The sequence below is a fragment of the Saccharothrix deserti genome (assembly GCF_009769385.1).
GTDB lineage: Bacteria > Actinomycetota > Actinomycetes > Mycobacteriales > Pseudonocardiaceae > Actinosynnema > Actinosynnema deserti.
The window spans coordinates 108,419-125,209 of record NZ_VKAB01000011.1; the positions used below are offsets into that span (position 1 = coordinate 108,419).

The 16,791-nt window shown below is 70.5% G+C and carries 15 protein-coding genes; 5 read left to right on the forward strand and 10 right to left on the reverse strand.

Features of this window, described 5'->3' with window-relative positions:
- Window positions 1-11 precede the first annotated feature (11 nt).
- Window positions 12-812 carry a hypothetical protein gene (locus FM051_RS20090; RefSeq protein WP_158845536.1) on the forward strand — a complete coding sequence of 267 codons (801 nt, stop codon included), beginning with the start codon at window positions 12-14 and terminating at the stop codon, window positions 810-812.
- A 46-nt stretch (window positions 813-858) separates the two neighbouring features.
- Window positions 859-1,455, forward strand: a complete 597-nt coding sequence (locus tag FM051_RS20095; protein ID WP_158845539.1) for a hypothetical protein — start codon at window positions 859-861, stop codon at window positions 1,453-1,455.
- A gap of 54 nt (window positions 1,456-1,509) precedes the next feature.
- On the opposite strand, the gene FM051_RS20100 is transcribed toward FM051_RS20095, so the two are convergent.
- The gene (locus FM051_RS20100) at window positions 1,510-2,367 is read right to left on the reverse strand and encodes an alpha/beta fold hydrolase (protein WP_158845541.1); all 858 of its coding nucleotides are present in this window, start codon (window positions 2,365-2,367) and stop codon (window positions 1,510-1,512) included.
- Window positions 2,368-2,538: 171 nt separating this feature from the next.
- Entirely contained in the window at window positions 2,539-2,952 is a 414-nt protein-coding gene (locus FM051_RS20105) for a TrmH family RNA methyltransferase (RefSeq protein ID WP_238412509.1), read from the reverse strand.
- A gap of 369 nt (window positions 2,953-3,321) precedes the next feature.
- Here FM051_RS20105 and FM051_RS20110 point away from each other — a divergent pair, with 369 nt between their 5' ends.
- On the forward strand, window positions 3,322-4,005 hold the full coding sequence (locus FM051_RS20110; RefSeq protein WP_158845547.1) for a glycoside hydrolase family 11 protein: 684 nt from the start codon (window positions 3,322-3,324) through the stop codon (window positions 4,003-4,005).
- A gap of 51 nt (window positions 4,006-4,056) precedes the next feature.
- On the opposite strand, the gene FM051_RS20115 is transcribed toward FM051_RS20110, so the two are convergent.
- The 8 genes from FM051_RS20115 to FM051_RS20155 all read right to left on the reverse strand — a co-directional run bounded on the left by FM051_RS20115 (window position 4,057) and on the right by FM051_RS20155 (window position 13,053).
- Window positions 4,057-4,815, reverse strand: a complete 759-nt coding sequence (locus FM051_RS20115; protein ID WP_158845550.1) for a hypothetical protein — start codon at window positions 4,813-4,815, stop codon at window positions 4,057-4,059.
- 180 nt (window positions 4,816-4,995) lie between these two features.
- Window positions 4,996-5,958, reverse strand: a complete 963-nt coding sequence (locus tag FM051_RS20120; RefSeq protein ID WP_158845553.1) for a cation diffusion facilitator family transporter — start codon at window positions 5,956-5,958, stop codon at window positions 4,996-4,998.
- A 55-nt stretch (window positions 5,959-6,013) separates the two neighbouring features.
- On the reverse strand, window positions 6,014-6,724 hold the full coding sequence (locus tag FM051_RS20125) for a substrate-binding periplasmic protein (RefSeq protein ID WP_158845556.1): 711 nt from the start codon (window positions 6,722-6,724) through the stop codon (window positions 6,014-6,016).
- 270 nt (window positions 6,725-6,994) lie between these two features.
- On the reverse strand, window positions 6,995-7,639 hold the full coding sequence (locus FM051_RS20130) for an EF-hand domain-containing protein (protein ID WP_158845560.1): 645 nt from the start codon (window positions 7,637-7,639) through the stop codon (window positions 6,995-6,997).
- Window positions 7,640-7,743: 104 nt separating this feature from the next.
- Window positions 7,744-8,994 (reverse strand): cation:proton antiporter, encoded by a 1,251-nt coding sequence (locus tag FM051_RS20140; protein WP_158845563.1) that lies wholly within the window; start codon window positions 8,992-8,994, stop codon window positions 7,744-7,746.
- Between the two features lie 14 nt (window positions 8,995-9,008).
- Window positions 9,009-10,400: a cytochrome P450 gene (locus FM051_RS20145; RefSeq protein WP_158845565.1), complete on the reverse strand. Its 1,392-nt coding sequence runs from the start codon at window positions 10,398-10,400 to the stop codon at window positions 9,009-9,011.
- Window positions 10,397-11,473 (reverse strand): alpha-hydroxy acid oxidase, encoded by a 1,077-nt coding sequence (locus tag FM051_RS20150; RefSeq protein ID WP_158845568.1) that lies wholly within the window; start codon window positions 11,471-11,473, stop codon window positions 10,397-10,399. Before FM051_RS20150 ends, FM051_RS20145 begins: the two co-directional genes overlap by 4 nt.
- A complete protein-coding gene (locus FM051_RS20155; protein ID WP_158845571.1) occupies window positions 11,470-13,053 on the reverse strand; it encodes an NAD(P)-binding domain-containing protein in 1,584 nt (527 codons plus the stop codon). The genes FM051_RS20150 and FM051_RS20155 overlap by 4 nt, the downstream gene beginning before the upstream one ends.
- Before the next feature lie 228 nt (window positions 13,054-13,281).
- Here FM051_RS20155 and FM051_RS20160 point away from each other — a divergent pair, with 228 nt between their 5' ends.
- Both FM051_RS20160 and FM051_RS20165 read left to right on the forward strand, forming a co-directional pair.
- Window positions 13,282-14,772, forward strand: a complete 1,491-nt coding sequence (locus tag FM051_RS20160; RefSeq protein WP_158845574.1) for a class I adenylate-forming enzyme family protein — start codon at window positions 13,282-13,284, stop codon at window positions 14,770-14,772.
- A gap of 386 nt (window positions 14,773-15,158) precedes the next feature.
- A complete protein-coding gene (locus tag FM051_RS20165) occupies window positions 15,159-16,769 on the forward strand; it encodes an FAD-binding oxidoreductase (RefSeq protein WP_158845577.1) in 1,611 nt (536 codons plus the stop codon).
- Window positions 16,770-16,791 lie beyond the last annotated feature (22 nt).

Consider the following 16,791-nt stretch of genomic DNA (forward strand, 5'->3'; position numbering starts at 1 on the left):
ATCATCACGATGTGAGGCGACGAATGGCACGCGGCGACTACCGGATTCTGCGTTGGTACGCCGATATGGACGGTCCCTGGTCTGCGGTGGCGTGGCAGCGGTACCGCGACCAGGGGTGCGACGGACTCGTCCTCGTGCCGGGCCCGGAGTGGTCGCCGCCCGATCTGGCGTTCATCCGGGACCTGCCCGACCTGCGCTACTTCAGCCTCGAACGCAGGTTCGACCCTGACACCGAGGCGTTCCTGGTCGACACGCTCGAGGAGTTGTCCCTGGTCACCGGGTCACGTCGGCCGGTGCCGGAGATCGTTCAGCCGAACATGGTCCGCCTGTGCCTCACCGACCGGCCGGGGATCGACTTGGCGACACGCTGGCCGGGTCTCGAGGAGTTCCGGCTGGGCGGGTGGCGCGGGTCCGACCTCCGGATGCTGGAGGGCGCTGGAAGGCTCCGACTCCTGCACGTCGAAGGGAGGAACCACCGGTCGTCCCTCGACGGGGTGGAGAACTGCGACCTGGAGGTCGTCGAGGTGCTGAGCACGAGCTTCGCCGACCTGCGGCCACTGTCGGGAATGTCCTCCCTGCGCGAGTTGAAGCTCATGGGATCGGTGAAGAACGGCCACGGCGTGCTGGACCTGTCCGCGCTCGCGTCATCGTCTTTGGAGAAGGTGTGGATATCCAACGCGGCCGAGGTCGCCGGCTTGGCCCACATCGCGGAAAGCTCGACCCTGCGCGACGTGCGGTTGATCAAGTGTGGCGTCATGGAGTCGGAGGTGCGGCAGCTCTTCCCCCGACGAGTCCGCGTGGACGTGCGCTGAGCCGTTCTCGTAGAGACAACCCAAGCCACCCGTTACGGTTCGCGGTGTGCTTGCCAGATTGCGCTCGGCGCCCCGGTGGTTGGTGATCATCCTCGTGGTTGTGGTGGTCGGCGTCGGGGCCTGGTGGTTGTTCCGCACGCCGTTGCCCACGCGCGCGGAGGCGGAGGAGCGGGTTGCCGCTCGGGTCGGCACGGCGGCCGGTAGCACGGTGACCGCGGTGTGCGAGGAACCTCGGCGTTCCGGCTTTCGCTGCCTGCTCCGCGACGACGAGGGCCGCTACGGGTACGCGCTCATCGGCTACGACGAACGGCCGGACGGGGAGATCGACGGCGGTACCGACGAGGTGGAGACGACGACCTGGGACTTCCCCATCGACAGTGACGGACGTCTGGTGGAGGAGTTCGACGCGGACTCGCAGCGCGACGTCGACCTCAAGGTGTTCGGCCTGCTCAGGCTGGCCGCCGGTGCGGTCAGCCCGGATCCCGCGACGCACTCCGGGTCCGGCGACGCTTCCTGTCCGCTGCCCCAGGTCGGCGCGACGGCCGAGTGCGCGGGCGAGGGCCTGGTCAGCGGCGCCACGTTGCGCCGCACGACCGACACCCACTACGAACTGCGGGCCTCGTTCACCCTGCCGACCACCTGAGTGCGTCACTCGACCGGGGATCCGGGCCGGAACGCGTGCGCGGAAGCCCTGCGATCAGGGGTGGCGGCTGATGTGCCGGAGGATCGCGTCGGCCACGGTCTGGTGCACGGCGGCCGGTAGGGCGTGCCCGAGGCCTGGGATCTCCAGCAGTTGCGCGTTCGGCAGCAGGCCGGCCAGGTGGCGGCCGAAGCCGGGCGGGTAGAACGGGTCCTCGGTGCCCTGGACGACGAGGGTCGGGGTGGTCGCCTCGCGCAGCTCGTCCGCGCCGTGCGGAAGCGGCACGGATGCCAGCCGCACGTGCCCGGTGGGCGGGGTGAACGTGCCGGCGTGCGCGATCACACGCTCCTCCAACCGCCGGTACTCCGCCGGGTCGAAGGGCAGCACGTCGCCGTGCAGTTCCCGCCACAGCGCGACGCGGCGGTCCAGTTCGGACTCCTCGTCGTCGCGGGGCTCGGCCAGGGCGATCGTCCTTTCCAGGCGGTCGCCGTCGGTGGGCCGCGCCTGGTCGGTCGTGCCCATGTCGAGCGCGCCGGTCAGGGCGAGGGTGAGGGAGCGGAGGCGGTCGGCGTGGTCGATCGCCAGCAGTTGGCCGATGAGGCCGCCCATCGACAGGCCGACCACGTGCGCCCGGTCGACGCCGTGGGCGTCCAGCACCGCCACCGCGTCGCGGGCGAGGTCGCCCATGTCGTAGTCGGCTTCCACCGCGGGTACCGCCGTGGACCTGCCGGTGTCGCGGTGGTCGTACCAGATGACCCGGTACCCGCCGCGCGCCAGCAGTGCGACGAACTCGTCGGGCCACCCCATCGCCGAGGCGTTGGCGCCCATGACCAGCAGCACGGGCGGGGCCGCCGGATCGCCCAGCTCCTCGCTCCAGAGCCGGATGTCGGCCACCTGGACGACGCGTTCCGCCACCGCACCTCCCCGTTCTTGATCAACGACAGGGGAACCTACCCGACACCGCCGGCGGTGCCCAACCCGTTTGCGCCGGGGGTCGGTCCAGCTCAGCCCGAGGCACCCTGAGCGCACGTGACAATTTCGTCTGCAGGCACGAGGAGGCGGGCGATGTCGTTGGCGCGGCCGTTGTCACAGCAGGCCGGCGAGCTTGTACAGCACCAAGGAACCGGCGACGGCGACGTTGAGCGTGGTGCCGTGGCCGACCATCGGGATCTCCACCACCTGGTGCAACAGGTCCACGGCTTCAGACGGAATCCTGTGCCTCTCATGCCCGAGCACGGCCACGGTGGGGACGCGCGCTGTCGGCAGGTCGGCGAGGCGGATCGACTCCTCGGCCAGTTCGACACCGACGATCCGCGCGCCCTGTTCGCGTTGGCGGGTCAGCCAGCGGGTCGGCTCACCGGTGAAGTGCACGCAGGTGCGGTGGCGCAAGGTGTTGCCCCGGGCGAGAGCTTCCGGGACCCACGGCAGCCGCGGCACCGCGAGGCACGCGCCGACGGCGTCGCAGGTGCGCAGCAACGTGCCCAGGTTCTCGCCGTGCATCGGCCACAGCGGCGCGGCGACGAGATGGCCCCAGCAGGAATGGGATCGACGGCGACGGGTGGCCCGCAAGTCAGCGCGCGTGCGCACGCGGACCGCGGTCATGACGTGCGGGAGCAACCCTCCCGCGGGGCAACAGACTGGGGCATCGGTAGCGGATGCTTCGCGGCGCATCCGAAGCCATCGAAGGCAGAGCGGTCGACCACAGCATAGCCGTTCTCAATGGCCCGCTCACTGTTTCTGAAAGCGCTTACCGACAGACTTTCGCAACGTTACGAGAATCGTTGACAACTCGCCGGAGTCGGTCGAACACTGTCTGCACCGAAAGGTCTCGACCCTATCCGCCCCCGCTGCCCTCAACGAGGAGGAAGCATGGACAAGGACGACGTCCCCGCCCACCGGATCAGCCGCAGAACGTTCATCGGTGGCGCCGGCACCTTGGCGCTGGCCACGTCCGGGCTGCTGCTGCCCGGCACCGCCCACGCCCAGACCATCACCCAGAACCAGACCGGCACCCACAACGGCTACTACTTCTCGTTCTGGACCGATGCCGCCGGGACGGTCTCCATGACCCTGGGTTCCGGTGGCAACTACAGCACCTCGTGGCGCAACACCGGGAATTTCGTCTGCGGCAAGGGCTGGAGCACCGGCGGACGCAGGACCGTGAGGTACTCGGGCAGCTTCAACCCGTCCGGCAACGGGTATTTGTGCCTCTACGGGTGGACGTCAAACCCGCTCGTGGAGTACTACATCGTCGACAACTGGGGCACGTACAGGCCGACGGGAACTCACAGGGGCACGGTCACCAGCGACGGCGGCACGTACGACATCTACCAGACGATGCGGTACAACGCCCCCTCCGTCGAAGGCAACAAGACTTTCCCCCAGTTCTGGAGCGTCCGGCAGCAGAAGAAGACCGGGGGAACCGTGACCACCGGCAACCACTTCGACGCGTGGGCCCGTGCCGGGATGAACCTGGGCAGCTTCCGCTACTACATGATCATGGCGACAGAGGGCTACCAGAGCAGCGGGAACTCCAACATCACGGTGAGCTGATCGGGTGCGCGCGTGCGGCGCGGCGGCCAGTGGCCGCCGCGCCGGTCAACGTCAGCGGGAGCGTTCTTGCTGGTATTGGCCCTTGGGGTAGTACTCGATGGTGAGGCGCGGCTCGTCCATGCCGTTGGTGTCGGTGGCGTAGCGCCACTTCGCGTCGATGGCGCCGTCGAACTCCTGCTGACGCCGCAGGATCCCGGTCACGACGTCATCGCCGGCGACGGCGATCCAGGTACCGCCCCCGGAGACGTGGATGGCGGCACGGTCGACACCGAACCGGCTGGTGAGGGTTTCCACAACCGCAAGGGTTTCCGCCGCGGTCACCTGCGGGAGAACCTCTTTGTAAGCACCGTGGTCAGGGCCTTCGTACGGGTCGTCTTCGTCTTCTTCGTCGCGTTGTTCTTCCCACACGTGCTTGTCGAGGCTGTAGAGGCCGCTCGTCAGGTCGGAGGCCTGGCGGTCCACGATGGTCACGCCGATCTCGCGACCGTCGTCGAGGGTGAAGTCGAGTTCTGCTTCCAGGAAGTCACCGGGGTCGACCTTGATGCCGCCGATCACGTTTCCGCTCACGGGAAGTGGGGCCGCGACGGTGTCGGCGACCAGGTTCGCGGCGATCCAGAACGAGGACGCGTCGCGGAAGGCGTCGATGCCGGCGGCGCAACGGGTGCGGAAGTCGTCCACGGCGATCGTCCCGAGCGAGGCGATCGGGTCCCATTCGGCGACGACTTTCACCAGCCCGAACTCCTTGGTGTAGGTCTCCTTGCCGTCCTTGTCGGTGGTGGCGGTCCAGCCCGCGGGTTCGAAGGTGCTCATCGGTTGTTCTCCCGGTCGATGACGCGCCGTTTCCCGTGCGGTCATCACAAATAGCGGCCCCGACCACGCGGGGCTGAAGTTGACCTTGCCAGGCTAGAGCAGCCCACCGACGAAAACCGGCCTTTCGGAGGCATCCGAGGGGCCGACAGGCCGATTGCGCGACATCGACGAGCGCTCGTGTCAGCGATCCGCCGGGGCCGGGTCGATGTGGCTCACCGGGGCCACCACGAGGTCGTGGATGCGCCAGTCGAAATCGCGCGCCCACACGCCCAGCGCCTCCAAGCGCTCCACCAGGCCGTCATCACGGCTGGGCACGACGAGCAGCTCGCCGACGAAGACGTGGCCCTCCTCGCGCACGCGCAGCCACGCGTCGGCGACCCAGTCCTGGTCCAGGACGGCGGCGAGCAGCCGGGCGGGCAGGGGGTGCTCGGCAGTGCCGTCCACCACCTGCGGTCGGCTGTCCATCAGGTTCGCCACCGCCGCACGGGTGGTGCGGACACCGTCACGCACGATGTCCGCGCCGATGACCAGGGCGGCGACGGCGTCCGCCCACCACAGGCCAAGGCCGATGCCGAGCACGCCCGCGACCGCCGCCCCGGCGGTGAGCCAGTCGGCGCGGTTCATCTCGGCGTCGGCGTAGAGGACCTTGTCGTGCAGCTCGCGGGCAATCTTGATCTTCGCGCGGCCGAGGAGGATCGCGGGCACCATCGTGGCCACCAGGACTGCGATCATCAACCACCCGAGCCAGAGTTGGACACCGAGCAGTTCGACCAGGCCGATCGGCGCCCGCTCACCGGAGAGCAGGCGGACCAGCGAGTCGTAGACGACGTACGCGCCGAGCCCCAGCAGGGCGATCGAGCCCGCGAGGAACGCCACGTTGACCGTGCGGTGGTAGCCGTAGGGGAGGCGCCGGTCCGGTGCGCGGTTGCGGTACCGGTCCGCGATGAGGAACGCGATGGGCGGCACCAACCCGAGCATGTCCTCGATCCACGCGGCCTTCATGGCCTGGGACTGGCCCAGGGTGACGGCCAGCAGCGCCACCGCGCACACGAAGAACACGATCGTCCACCACTCCAGGCGCACGGCGCGGCGGTGCAGATCGGCCTTGTCGGGTGGCAGTTCGTAGCGGTCGTAGACGTTCACGCCCCACCTCGTCCCGGCGCCGTTCGGTGGTTCCGGGTTGTCGACGGGGTCCTGTTCACCGGCTGCTCCTCTGCGCCTCGTCCAGCAACCGGACGACCTCGTCCGCCGACAGGTCCGCCAGGAACCTCTCGACCTCGACCTGCCACGCGTTCTCCCCGAGCGGCACCGCCCAGACGTGCTTCTCCTCGTGCAGGACGTGCCGTGTGCTGCGCAGTCCGAGCGGTACGACCCGCCAGTCGTCCACGGCGACCGGCATGTCGTGCACGTCCGCCACGTCGTCGACGCGGACGACCGCCGCGTCCTTGTCGGCCAGTTCGGCGGATTCGGTGCTGCCGGCGGGCGCGGCCACGCGCACACCGGCGAGGTCATCCGGCGCCGCGACGTCTTCAGGGGTCGCGACCACGACTCTTGTGGTGGTGTACGGGCGGGTCAGCGATGCCTGTTCGGTCCACGGCGCGTCGTCGAGCAGACCTCCGACGACCAGGTCGAGTTCCCCTTCGGTCAAGGCCGCCATGAGCGTCGACTCGGAGCCCCGACGCCACTCCACCCGTGCGTCCAGCCGCACGGCGAGGTCCCGCACCAGAGCGGCCTCCGCTCCGGACACCTCGGCTCCGGGCACGTCGGCGCCGACCACCGTCCAGGGCGCGTTCTCCGCCACACCGACCCGGACCGCGTCACCGCGCACCCGATCCAGCGTCCCGTCGACATCGCGCGGCAACCCGCACCCGGCAGCCACGACCACGACGAGCACCAGTGCGTGCCACATACGACCTCCTCGCCGCACCCACGCAGGTCTGCCCGCCTGGTACCCGGTCCACCCCCAAGATCAACCGACGATTGGCGCGTGGCGGCCCGGAATCGTCCGGTGAACCCGCGGAGCCGAACCTGGCTCAACGCCGATGAGCAGCGCGGATGGCGTACGACAGCGCCGGCCGCCAGGGACATGGCACCTGTCGAGGCGGCCGGCGCTGCCGGGTGTGGGTTTGGCGGATCAACGTGAGTCGTTCGAGGAGCTGTCAGGGACGGCTTGGCGCGTTCAGTTGCCGCTGAGCATGCGGGCGCCCTTGGTCGACTCGTCCGTCGCGGTGAACAGGCCCCGTACGTTGGCGAGGAATTCGTCCCGGTCGAGGTGGCCGTCGCTGTCCACGTCCATGGCCCCGAAAGCGATGGCGGCCACCTGCGGATCGGTGACTCCCGCTCCCCGGTAGATGCCGGCGAACTCGTCTTCGTCGAGGTAACCGTCACCGTCCTGATCGGCCAGGTCGAAAGCGCAACGCGAGACGACCTGCCACTTTTCCAGCAGTTCCGACGTCGACAGCCGTCCCGTCTCATGGGCCTGTCGGAATTCGGCTTTGGTCACCACGTCGTCCACGTCGACATCCGCACCGCGGATGTAGTCCCACACGTCCTGGTACGCCTCCAGCAGGCGTTGGACCTCGGGTGATCCGGCTTCGAGCTCGAATTCCCGGCCCACCCCGCGGGCCATCGCCCCGAAGTCGTCCAAGCTGATTTCGCCGTTGCCGTCGAGGTCGATAACCGTGAAAATCCGGTCGATGTTGTCGACCTGCATGTGCTCCGACATGACGAGTGCCTTTCTTCCGTGAATGTCCCGTTGTACTTCAGGGAATCGTACTGAGGGGACACTCCGGCCGGCAGCGGGAATTCGGGGTTCGCCGCTCACTCGAAGTGGTTGCGGTCGAGGTCGTGATGACGACTGTGAGTGTCCATTGCCGCCGAAATCGGACCCGGAAGTGTAAACCTGTGCTCCATGCCGGTGGACCTACGTCAAGGGGTGGTGGCCACCGGTTCGGATGTGGTCACGCGATCGCGGCGGTCGAAAGCGGAAAGCAGTGGCGTGGCCATCGCGGTGGTCACGAGTGCCACCACGACCAACGCGCTGAACAACGCCGGGGTGACGATGCCCGCCGCCAGTCCCACGTTGATCGCGATGAGCTGCATGAGGCCGCGGGCGTTCATCAGCGCACCGACGCGCAGTGCCACCGGCTGCGGCTCGCCCACGGCCCGTGCGGTCAGCCAGCAGGCGCCGAACTTGCCCGCGATCGCCACCACGACGCATGCCACGGTGAACAGCAACAGCGTCCCGCTGCCCAACAGGGCGAAATCGGTGTTGAGGCCGGAATAGGTGAAGAACAAGGGCAGGAACAGCGCGCCCACCGGGTGCAACGCGGCCACCGCGCGGTCCAGCCGTTCGGAACGCGGGAACACCATGCCGAGGCTGAACGCCCCGAACACCGCGTACAGGCCGATGGTGTCGGTGTACCAGGCGGCGAGGAACAGCACCGCCACCACGGCCAGCAGCACGTTCTCCGGTGCGATCCGGTCGGCCAGCACGGCGGCCCGCCCGCGCGAGCGCATCAGCACCGCGAGCAGCCCGACCAGCAGCACCGAACCGCCAACGGCGATGGCGACCGGTCCGGCGTTGCCGCTGGCCATGCCGAGCACCCCGGCCAGCAGCACCCACGCGACCGCGTCGTCCAACGCGCCCGCGCCCAGCGCGATCGAGCCGAAGCGGCTGCCCGCGAGACCGCGCTCGGTGATGATGCGGGCGAGCATCGGGAACGCGGTGATGGCCAAGGCGACCCCGACGAACAGCGCGGACACCGCCAGCGGGACGTCGTGCGGGAACACGTCGACCCGGCCCGCGGCGAACCAGGTCAGCGCACCGCCGAGCAGCAGCGGCACCACGATGCCCGCCGCGGAGATCAGCACGGCCGAGCGCGCCACGCCGCGCATCCGGTCGACGCGGAACTCCCAGCCCGCGCGGAACATGAACGCCACGAGACCGATCTGGCCCACGACGTAGAGCACCGGGCGCAGCTCGGTGGGGAACAGTCCGGCTTCGACACCGGGCAGCAGCGCGCCGAGCACCGACGGTCCGAGCACGACACCGGCGACCATCTCGCCGACGACGGGCGGCTGGCCGAGGGCGCGCAGCAGTCGCCCGACGAGACGACAGGCGAGCAGGACGACCACGACCGCGAGGAAGAACGCCGGGGCCAGTTCGGTGGGGGTCAACGCGCCCTCCTGGATCAGCGGTGGGCCACCGGGCAGCGCCCGGCGGGTGGAGCGGCGGAGTCCGAGGTCTCGAAGTAGCGCGTGGCGAGCCGCAGGCGACGGGCGTCGAGCACCATCACCGTGCCGAGGACGAGCTGCACCACGCTGCGCGCCACGTCCTCCCACCGGTCGCGCAGCCGCACGAACAGCCGCAGCGCCCGCAGTGATCCCGGTCGCGGCGTCGCCCGGGACGGCACGAGCAGACAAGGTGCGCGGTGCGGGATGGACCGGGTGTGCGACGCCGTCGACTCCAGTCGGAAGCGGCGCAGCACCTCGCGGGTCGAGGCGCGCATCACCAGCGGCGCCAGCCGCCACGCCGGGCACGGCCGGTTGGCGGCCACCCCGAACGGGATGTGGTGCGCCCGGCGGACCGAGGTGCGCTCCCAGCGGTCCGGGTCGAACTCGTGGGGCCGGTCGTAGCCGGTGACGTGGTAGTCGGGGTAGCTGAAGCACACCACCGATCCCGGCGGCAGCACGGTGTCGTCGTCGACGCGCACCGCGTCGGTGGTGATGCGGTGGGCGATGCCGAACAGCGGGTACAGGCGCGTCGTCTCGTCCATGACGTGGTCGAGGTAGCGGTCGTCGTCGGGCTCGGCGACCAGCCGCCGCTGCACGTCCGGGTGCTGGGCGATGGCCAGCAGCAGGTGGGCGGTCGCCTCGGACATCTGCACCACGGCCGTGTTGAAGAACGTGCCCTGCAGGTAGTGGACCTGTTCCGACACGGTCAGCGACGCGGGCAGCTCGTGCGGCACCTCGCCTGCCTCGACGCGGGCGCGCAGGTAGCGGGTGAGGCGGGCGCGGCGGCGTGGATGGCGCAGGCCGGTGCACTTCAGCGAGGTGACCACGTCGTCGGCGTGGCCCACGATCAGGTCGCGGGCGTGGGGCGGGCACGGTGCGCGGAAAACCAGTTCGTAGAAGAACTCGGCCCACACCGGCATCATCAGGTCCCGCAGGCGCACCAGGCTGACGCGGTCGGCGGGTAACGCGTCCAGCGCGGCGGCCGTGGCGCGGGTGGCGGCCTCGGCCAACGGTCCGGATCCGCCCGCGATGATCCGGCGGGTGGTGCGGGCGACGTCGTCGTAACGGGGGCCGGGCTCCAGGTGCTCCTGGTGCACCTCGGGACCGGGGGACAGCCAGTACCAGAACAGGTCGGACAGGCCCGCGCCCCGGCTGCGGCCGTTCGCGGCGGGATCGGCGTAGACGCGCTCGAACACCTCGGGCCCGTGCCGGTCGTTGGGCAGGACCACCGCGCGGTCGCCGTTGACCAGTTCGAACACCCGGCCGCGCAGCGCCACGACCCGGTCCGGCAGCCAACGCGGCGCGGTGAGCACCGCGGCGGCGGCAGCCAGCAGCGGCAGGGCCTTCACGGCGCACCTCCTCGCCTGACGACGAGGTCCGCCGTGAGGTCGGCGTTGCCGCGTGCGCCGCACAGCGCGAGTGCGTGGTCGTACTCGTCGAGCAACGTTTCCAGCACCCGCCGCACGCCCGCTTCACCGTCGGCGGCGAGCCCCCACAGGACGGGGCGGCCGATGCCGACGGCGGTCGCGCCCGAGGCCAGCGCGATGGCCACGTCGGTGCCGCGCCGCACCCCGCCGTCGAGCAGCACGGGAACCCGCCCCGCGACGGCCGCGGCGACACCGGGCAGGGCGTCCACGGCGGCGGGCACGGCGTCGCACTGCCGCCCGCCGTGGTTGGACACCACCACGCCGTCCACACCGAGTTCCACGGCCAAGCGCGCGTCCGCGGGGTGCAGCACGCCCTTGAGCAGCACCGGCAACGTCGTCATCTCCCGCAGCCGCGCGAGGTCTTCCCACGACAGCTCCGGCGACATGGCGATGTCGCGGGTGCCGCCGGGTGGTCCGCCGGGCAGGTCGCGCATGTTCTCCGCGGCGTAGCCGGGCGGCAGGTCGGTGAAGCCGTTGCGCAGGTCCCGTTCACGCCGCCCGAACACCGGCGAGTCGACGGTGACCACCAGCGCGGTGCACCCGGCGTACTCGGCCCGGCGCACCAGGCACTCGGTGACCTCCGGCTCGGGATGCAGGTAGAGCTGGAACCACACGGCGGCATCCGGGTCCTCGGCGCGGGCGGCGGCGGTCACCTCGGCGACGGCCGTGGTGGCGGCCATGCCGGTGACCAGCACGACACCCGCCGCCGCGGCGGCACGTGCGGTGGCCGTCTCGCCTTCGGGGTGGGCGAGGCGGTGGAACGCGGTCGGCGCGACCACCACCGGGGCCGTGGCGCGGGCGCCGGGCAGGTCCACCGCGGTGTCGCGGACGCTGCTGCCGCGCAGCACCCGCGGCAGCAGCGCGAGCCGGTCGAAGGCGCGCTCGTTCTCGGCCACCACCCGTTCCCGCCCGGCGCCGCCCGCCACGTAGTCGTAGAACGCCGGGTCGAGCACCTCGCGCGCCCGGTCGTGCAGAGCGGCGAGCACGCCGGTCATGCCCGGACCGTGAGCGGAGTGGCGAGATGGGCGCGCAGGAACGCGTGCAGCGGGGCGCGGTGCACGGCCTCGCTGTCCCACTCGTTCTCCAGGTTCTCGGTCATGTGGTGCTCGGCGACGAACTCCTCGCCCCGGTACAGCCGCACGACGGGGTGCAGGTAGCGACCGTCGAGGCCCTGCACGTCGTCCTGGGACTTGCGCCCGGCCGTGACGTCGAACGGGTCCACCGCGTCGTGGTCGGCGCCGTACTCCAGGGTGATCACCGCGTGGGTGGCGGCCTCGCCGAAGTCGCCGCGCGGCACGGCGACCCGCGCGTGGTCGACCGGCACCTCTTCCGCGTAGCGCATCCGCCCGTCGGGCCCGACCAGCAGCAGGTCACCGAGGAAGGCGAACTGCTGCCACAGCGCCGAACTGGTGTTGACCCGCCGGATCACTTCCTCCACGGCCGCCTCGACCTCTTCGCCGAGGTCGGCTACGGGCCAGTCGACGCCGTGGTGGCGCTGCTCCAGGATGCGGTGCAGGGCGCGCACGCCGTAGCGGAAACCGTGGATGAAACCGCTGGTCGACTTCTTGAAGTCACGGACCTGGGTGATGGTGCCGGCGAAGTGGACATCGGGGACGTTAACCGACTCCCAGGTCTCGGTCTGCGCCGGGAACCGGTCGTTGATGGTGAGCTGTGGTCGGCATTCCGGGGCGAAAACGGAGGCGTCGAAGCGGAATCCGGTGGCGAGCACGACCCGGTCGTAGCGGATTTCCTTGACCACCTCGTTCACACGTTCGAATGCGACCTTCACGTAGTAGCCGTCGGCGTCCCGGCGAATGCCCACCACCCGGCCGTCGAGCACCGCGTTCTGTGATTTCAGCTGGTAGGTGTCGAGGAAGTTGTTGTTCACCGCGCGCAGGTGGCCGACGAAGTGGGTGCGCCACGCCATGCGCAGCGAGCCCGCGCCGAGGACGTGGATGACGGCGGCGGTCTCGATGAGGTTGTCGGCGGTCTCGAAGGCGGAGTTGCCGCGGCCGACGATGAGCACCCGCTGACCGGTGAAATCGGCCGGGTCGGTGGTGACGGTGCCGTAGCGCTCGGCCAGCTCCGCGCCCTCGAAGTCGGGCAGGTTGGGCAGCGACACACCGGTGGCGACGATCAGCCGCTTCGCCCGGAAGGTGTTCCCATGCTGGTCAAGGGCCACGAAGTCGTCCGGGCGGGTGATCTTGACCAGACGCGTGCCGTACCGGACGGCGATGCCGTGGGCGGCGGCGAAGTCGGACAGGTAGCCCACCATCTCGTCGGCGTCCGGGAAGTAGCGCGGGGTGCGGGCGGTGAACAGCGGGGCCCGCTCGTCGGACAGCAGTGAGTTCCAGTCGGTGCGCAACCGCAGCTCCGGGTCGTCCCACCCGGTGTGCACCTTGTTGATCGAGATGAGCTTGCGGTGCCGGGGGAAGCGGGTGAAGAACGTTCCGGGCGATTCGCCCGATTCCACCACCAGGTAGCTGCGTCCGGCTCGGGCGAGGAAATACCCCGCCTGCAGGCCCGCCGGGCCGGCGCCGATCACCAGGTAGTCGACCGCTTCGTCGCTGGACACCTGAATGCTCCCCTCGTCTGACGGATCTTTTCGAAGCTAGTTGAGGCTTAAACAACACCGCTAGCAATGTTCAATGTGATCTACATCACATGCAATTGGGTGTAGTGGATACGATTATTCCGACATGTCCGGTGCTCCGAATGGTCGCAATTTCTGTCGGTGCGCTGTCGATGTTTGATCGGGCAGCCGGGTGGTGGTAGGGAATCTTGACGAGAGATCGGAGACGTCGTGTCGCACGAGCCCGTTTTCCCCCAGGCGCTGCTCGACGAACTGGCCCGTGACCCGGCCGCTCCCGCGTTCGAGCGCGGCGCTCGCGTCACCACCCGAGGCGAGGTGCTCGACCTCGTCCGCCGCACCATCCGTGCGCTGCGCGAGGCGGGTGCCGGGCCGGGGCGTGGCGTGGCGGTCGCCACCGGCGTGACCGCGGACGGTTTCGCCGCCCTGATCGCCGCGCAGGTGCTGGGCTGTCGTGTCGTGGGGGTGCGGCCGGGGCTGCCCGCCGCGCACCTGCCGCACGTGGTGGGCGACGTGGACGTGCTGGTGGTGGACGCCACGACCGACGCGCCGTCGCTGCGCGAGGCGGCGTCGGCGGCGCGGGTCGTCGTGTTGGAGCACGACCTGCCGGCCGAGGGGGAGGAACCGGCACCGGCGGGCAGGTCGGACGACGTGGCCGTGGTGACGTTCACCAGCGGCAGCACCGGCGTGCCGAAGGGTGCCGCCTTCACCTACGCCGCGATGACCGCGAACTGGGCGTGGCAGCCCGCGCGGTGGACCGGGCGGACGAGGGCGCTGGCCGCGGGCTACGGCCGGTTCCTGCTGTTCGGCACCCTCGCCAGCGCCGTGATGTTCGAACACCTGGCGCTGTGCCTGCTCACCGGCGGCACGGCCGTGATCCCGGAAGGTGCGCCGGACCTGCCGCGGGATTTCGGGCGGCTGCGCGCCACCGCGTGCCTGCTGACCGTGCCTCGGCTGCACCACGTCCTCGACGTGCTGCGCACCGAAGAGGTGGACGTCTCCACGCTTCGGGTGCTGCTCGTGGCCGGCTCGCCGCTGGCGCCGCACCGGTTCGCCGAGGCGGTCGGGGTGTTGGGCGACGTGGTGCACCAGGCCTACGGCCAGACCGAGGCGGGGATGCTGTCGCTGCTGACCGCCGAGGACGTGAGGAAGCACCCCGGCGCCGTGGAGTCGGTGGGCAGGCCGTGGGTCGGTGTGGAAGTGCGGGTGGTCGACGAGGACGGCGCCGAGTTGCCCGTGGGCGTGACCGGGGAGGTCGTGGTGCGCACCGCCAACGCCCTGCTGGGCTACTGGCACGAGCCGGAGCGCACGGCGGAGATCATGCGGGACGGGTGGATCCGCACGCGCGACCTGGGCCACCTCGACGAGGACGGCTTCCTGCACCTGACCGGACGGGCGCGCGACGTGGTGATCGTGAACGCGGTCGTGCACTACGTGGGGCCGATCGAGAAGGCCCTCGCCTCGCACCCCGACGTCGACCAGGCCTACGTCGTGGGGGCGCCCGACGAACGCACCGGTGAGGCCGCGCACGCGTTCGTCGTCGCCCGCGCCGGGGCGTCGCCCGATGAGGAGGAGCTGCGTGCCTTGGTCGCCGCCGAACTCGGCCCCGACGCCGTGCCCGCGACGGTGACGACCGTGGCCGCGGTGCCGATCGCGCCCAGCGGCAAGCCGGACAAGAAGGCGCTGCTGGCCCTGCGCCCGTAGCGACTCCAGGGGTGCCGGCGGCTCGGCTGCGCCCGCGTGCCCATCGTCATTGTCCGGTCAGGCACAGGAGCAGATCGCGGCTCGTCGTCGCGATCGCGGGTTCGATGCCGAGTTCGGTGAGCATCTCGACCGCGGCGGACAAGCCGCATGACCGGAAGGGACACGGCGGGTCTCACTGTCCGTGATAGGTCGATCGCCGCTGGTCACAGTGCTGGACGGCGGATCGAACATCACGTGAATACGGGATGCCCGCCCGACGAGTAATCAAGATCCTTGACGCGTTCTCGGAGGGGGGCGCGCCAGGCGCACGGCCACACGGCCGGAGGATCCCGGGAACGCGGGTGCCGCACTGGGGTCGGCGTCCGCCTACTTCGTGGAGGAACTTGATGGGGAAGCTGTCCCGACGCTCGCTGTTAGCCGGCACCTCGGCGCTCGGCGGCGCCGCGCTCGTGCTGCCGGGGTTCTCGGGGGCGGTCGCCGTGGCCCAGCCGGGGGTGGCCGAGGAGCCGCTCACGGTGTTGCGCGACGACCCGCGGCACCCGGCGCTGTCCCGCGGCCAGAACCAGCGGTTCGTGAGCAACCCGGAGTGCGTGTACCTGCCGACCACGACCGAGCAGGTCGTGCGGGCGGTGCAGGACGCGGTGTCCAGTGGCCGCCGGATCGCCGTGCGGTCCGGCGGCCACTGCTACGAGGATTTCGTCGACAGCGCGGACACCCAGGTCATCGTGGACATGTCCCGGATGTCCGGTGTGGACTTCGACGGCAAGCGCAACGCCGTGGTGGTCGAAGCAGGCGGGACGCTGGGCAGCGTGTACGCCACGCTGTTCAAGCGCTGGGGCGTGACCCTGCCCGGCGGCTCCTGCTACTCGGTCGGCGTCGGCGGGCACGTGCCCGGCGGCGGGTACGGCCAGCTCAGCCGGGCGCACGGGCTGATCGTGGACCACCTCCACGCGGTCGAGGTGGTGGTGGTCGACGCCGGCGGCACCGCCCGCGCGGTCGTGGCCACCAACGCGCCCGACGACCCCAACCGCGACCTGTGGTGGGCGCACACCGGCGGGGGCGGCGGCAGCTTCGGCATCGCCACCCGGTTCTGGTTCCGCACCCCTGGCGCCACCGGCTCCGACCCGTCCAGGCTGCTGCCCGCGCCGCCGTCGGAGGTGTGGATCCACCGCGTGGAGTGGAACTGGGACGAGATGACCAAGGCGCGGTTCACCCGGCTGCTGCGCAACTACGGCACCTGGCACGAGCGCAACAGCGCCGCCGACTCGCCGTACGCGGGTCTGTTCGCGCGGCTGGAGCTGAGCACCAAGGTCAGCGCGCCGGTGCACATGATCGTGCAGGTGGACGCCACCCGTCCCGACGCCCGCGCGCTGCTGGACTCCTTCCTCGCCGAGGTCGACGCGGGGGTGGGCGTGCGGAAGCTGGTCACCGACGACCGCAAGCTGCCGTGGCTGCACTCGACCGGCTGGCAGGGCCTGTGGGTGAGCAGCCCGACGGACCGGTACAAGTACAAGTCCAGCTACCACCGCCGCGGGTTCACCACCGCGCAGATCGACGCCTTCTACCGCGCGTTGACCGAGACCGACTACGCGCACCTCGGCTTCGCGGTGTCGATCGCCTCCTACGGCGGCCGGGTCAACTCGACCGCGCCGGACGCCACCGCCGAGCCGCACCGCGACTCGGTGCTCAAGCTGCTGTGGGGCACGGCCTGGTCGGAGGCCGCCGAGGACGGCGTGCACCTGGGTTGGCACCAGCGGTTCTACCGCTCGGTGTACGCCGACACCGGCGGCGTCCCGGTGGTCAACGCCGACACCGACGGCTGCTTCATCAACTACGCCGACGTCGACCTCGGCGACCCGCGCCTCAACACCTCCGGCGTGCCGTGGCACCAGCTGTACTTCAAGGGTGGCTACGCCCGTCTTCAACGGACCAAGGCCCGCTTCGACCCCAGGGACGTCTTCCACCACGCCCAGTCGATCCGGCTGCCCGGACGCTGACCGGAGGACCCGGCCCCACCTG

Coding starts and splice junctions, on each gene's coding strand:
- FM051_RS20115 (WP_158845550.1), bottom strand. CDS start 4,815: ATGAGCACCTTCGAACCCGCGGGCTGGACCGCCACCACCGACAAGGAC.
- FM051_RS20150 (WP_158845568.1), bottom strand. CDS start 11,473: ATGACCGGCGTGCTCGCCGCTCTGCACGACCGGGCGCGCGAGGTGCTC.
- FM051_RS20125 (WP_158845556.1), bottom strand. CDS start 6,724: ATGTGGCACGCACTGGTGCTCGTCGTGGTCGTGGCTGCCGGGTGCGGG.
- FM051_RS20165 (WP_158845577.1), top strand. CDS start 15,159: ATGGGGAAGCTGTCCCGACGCTCGCTGTTAGCCGGCACCTCGGCGCTC.
- FM051_RS20110 (WP_158845547.1), top strand. CDS start 3,322: ATGGACAAGGACGACGTCCCCGCCCACCGGATCAGCCGCAGAACGTTC.
- FM051_RS20105 (WP_238412509.1), bottom strand. CDS start 2,952: ATGCACGGCGAGAACCTGGGCACGTTGCTGCGCACCTGCGACGCCGTC.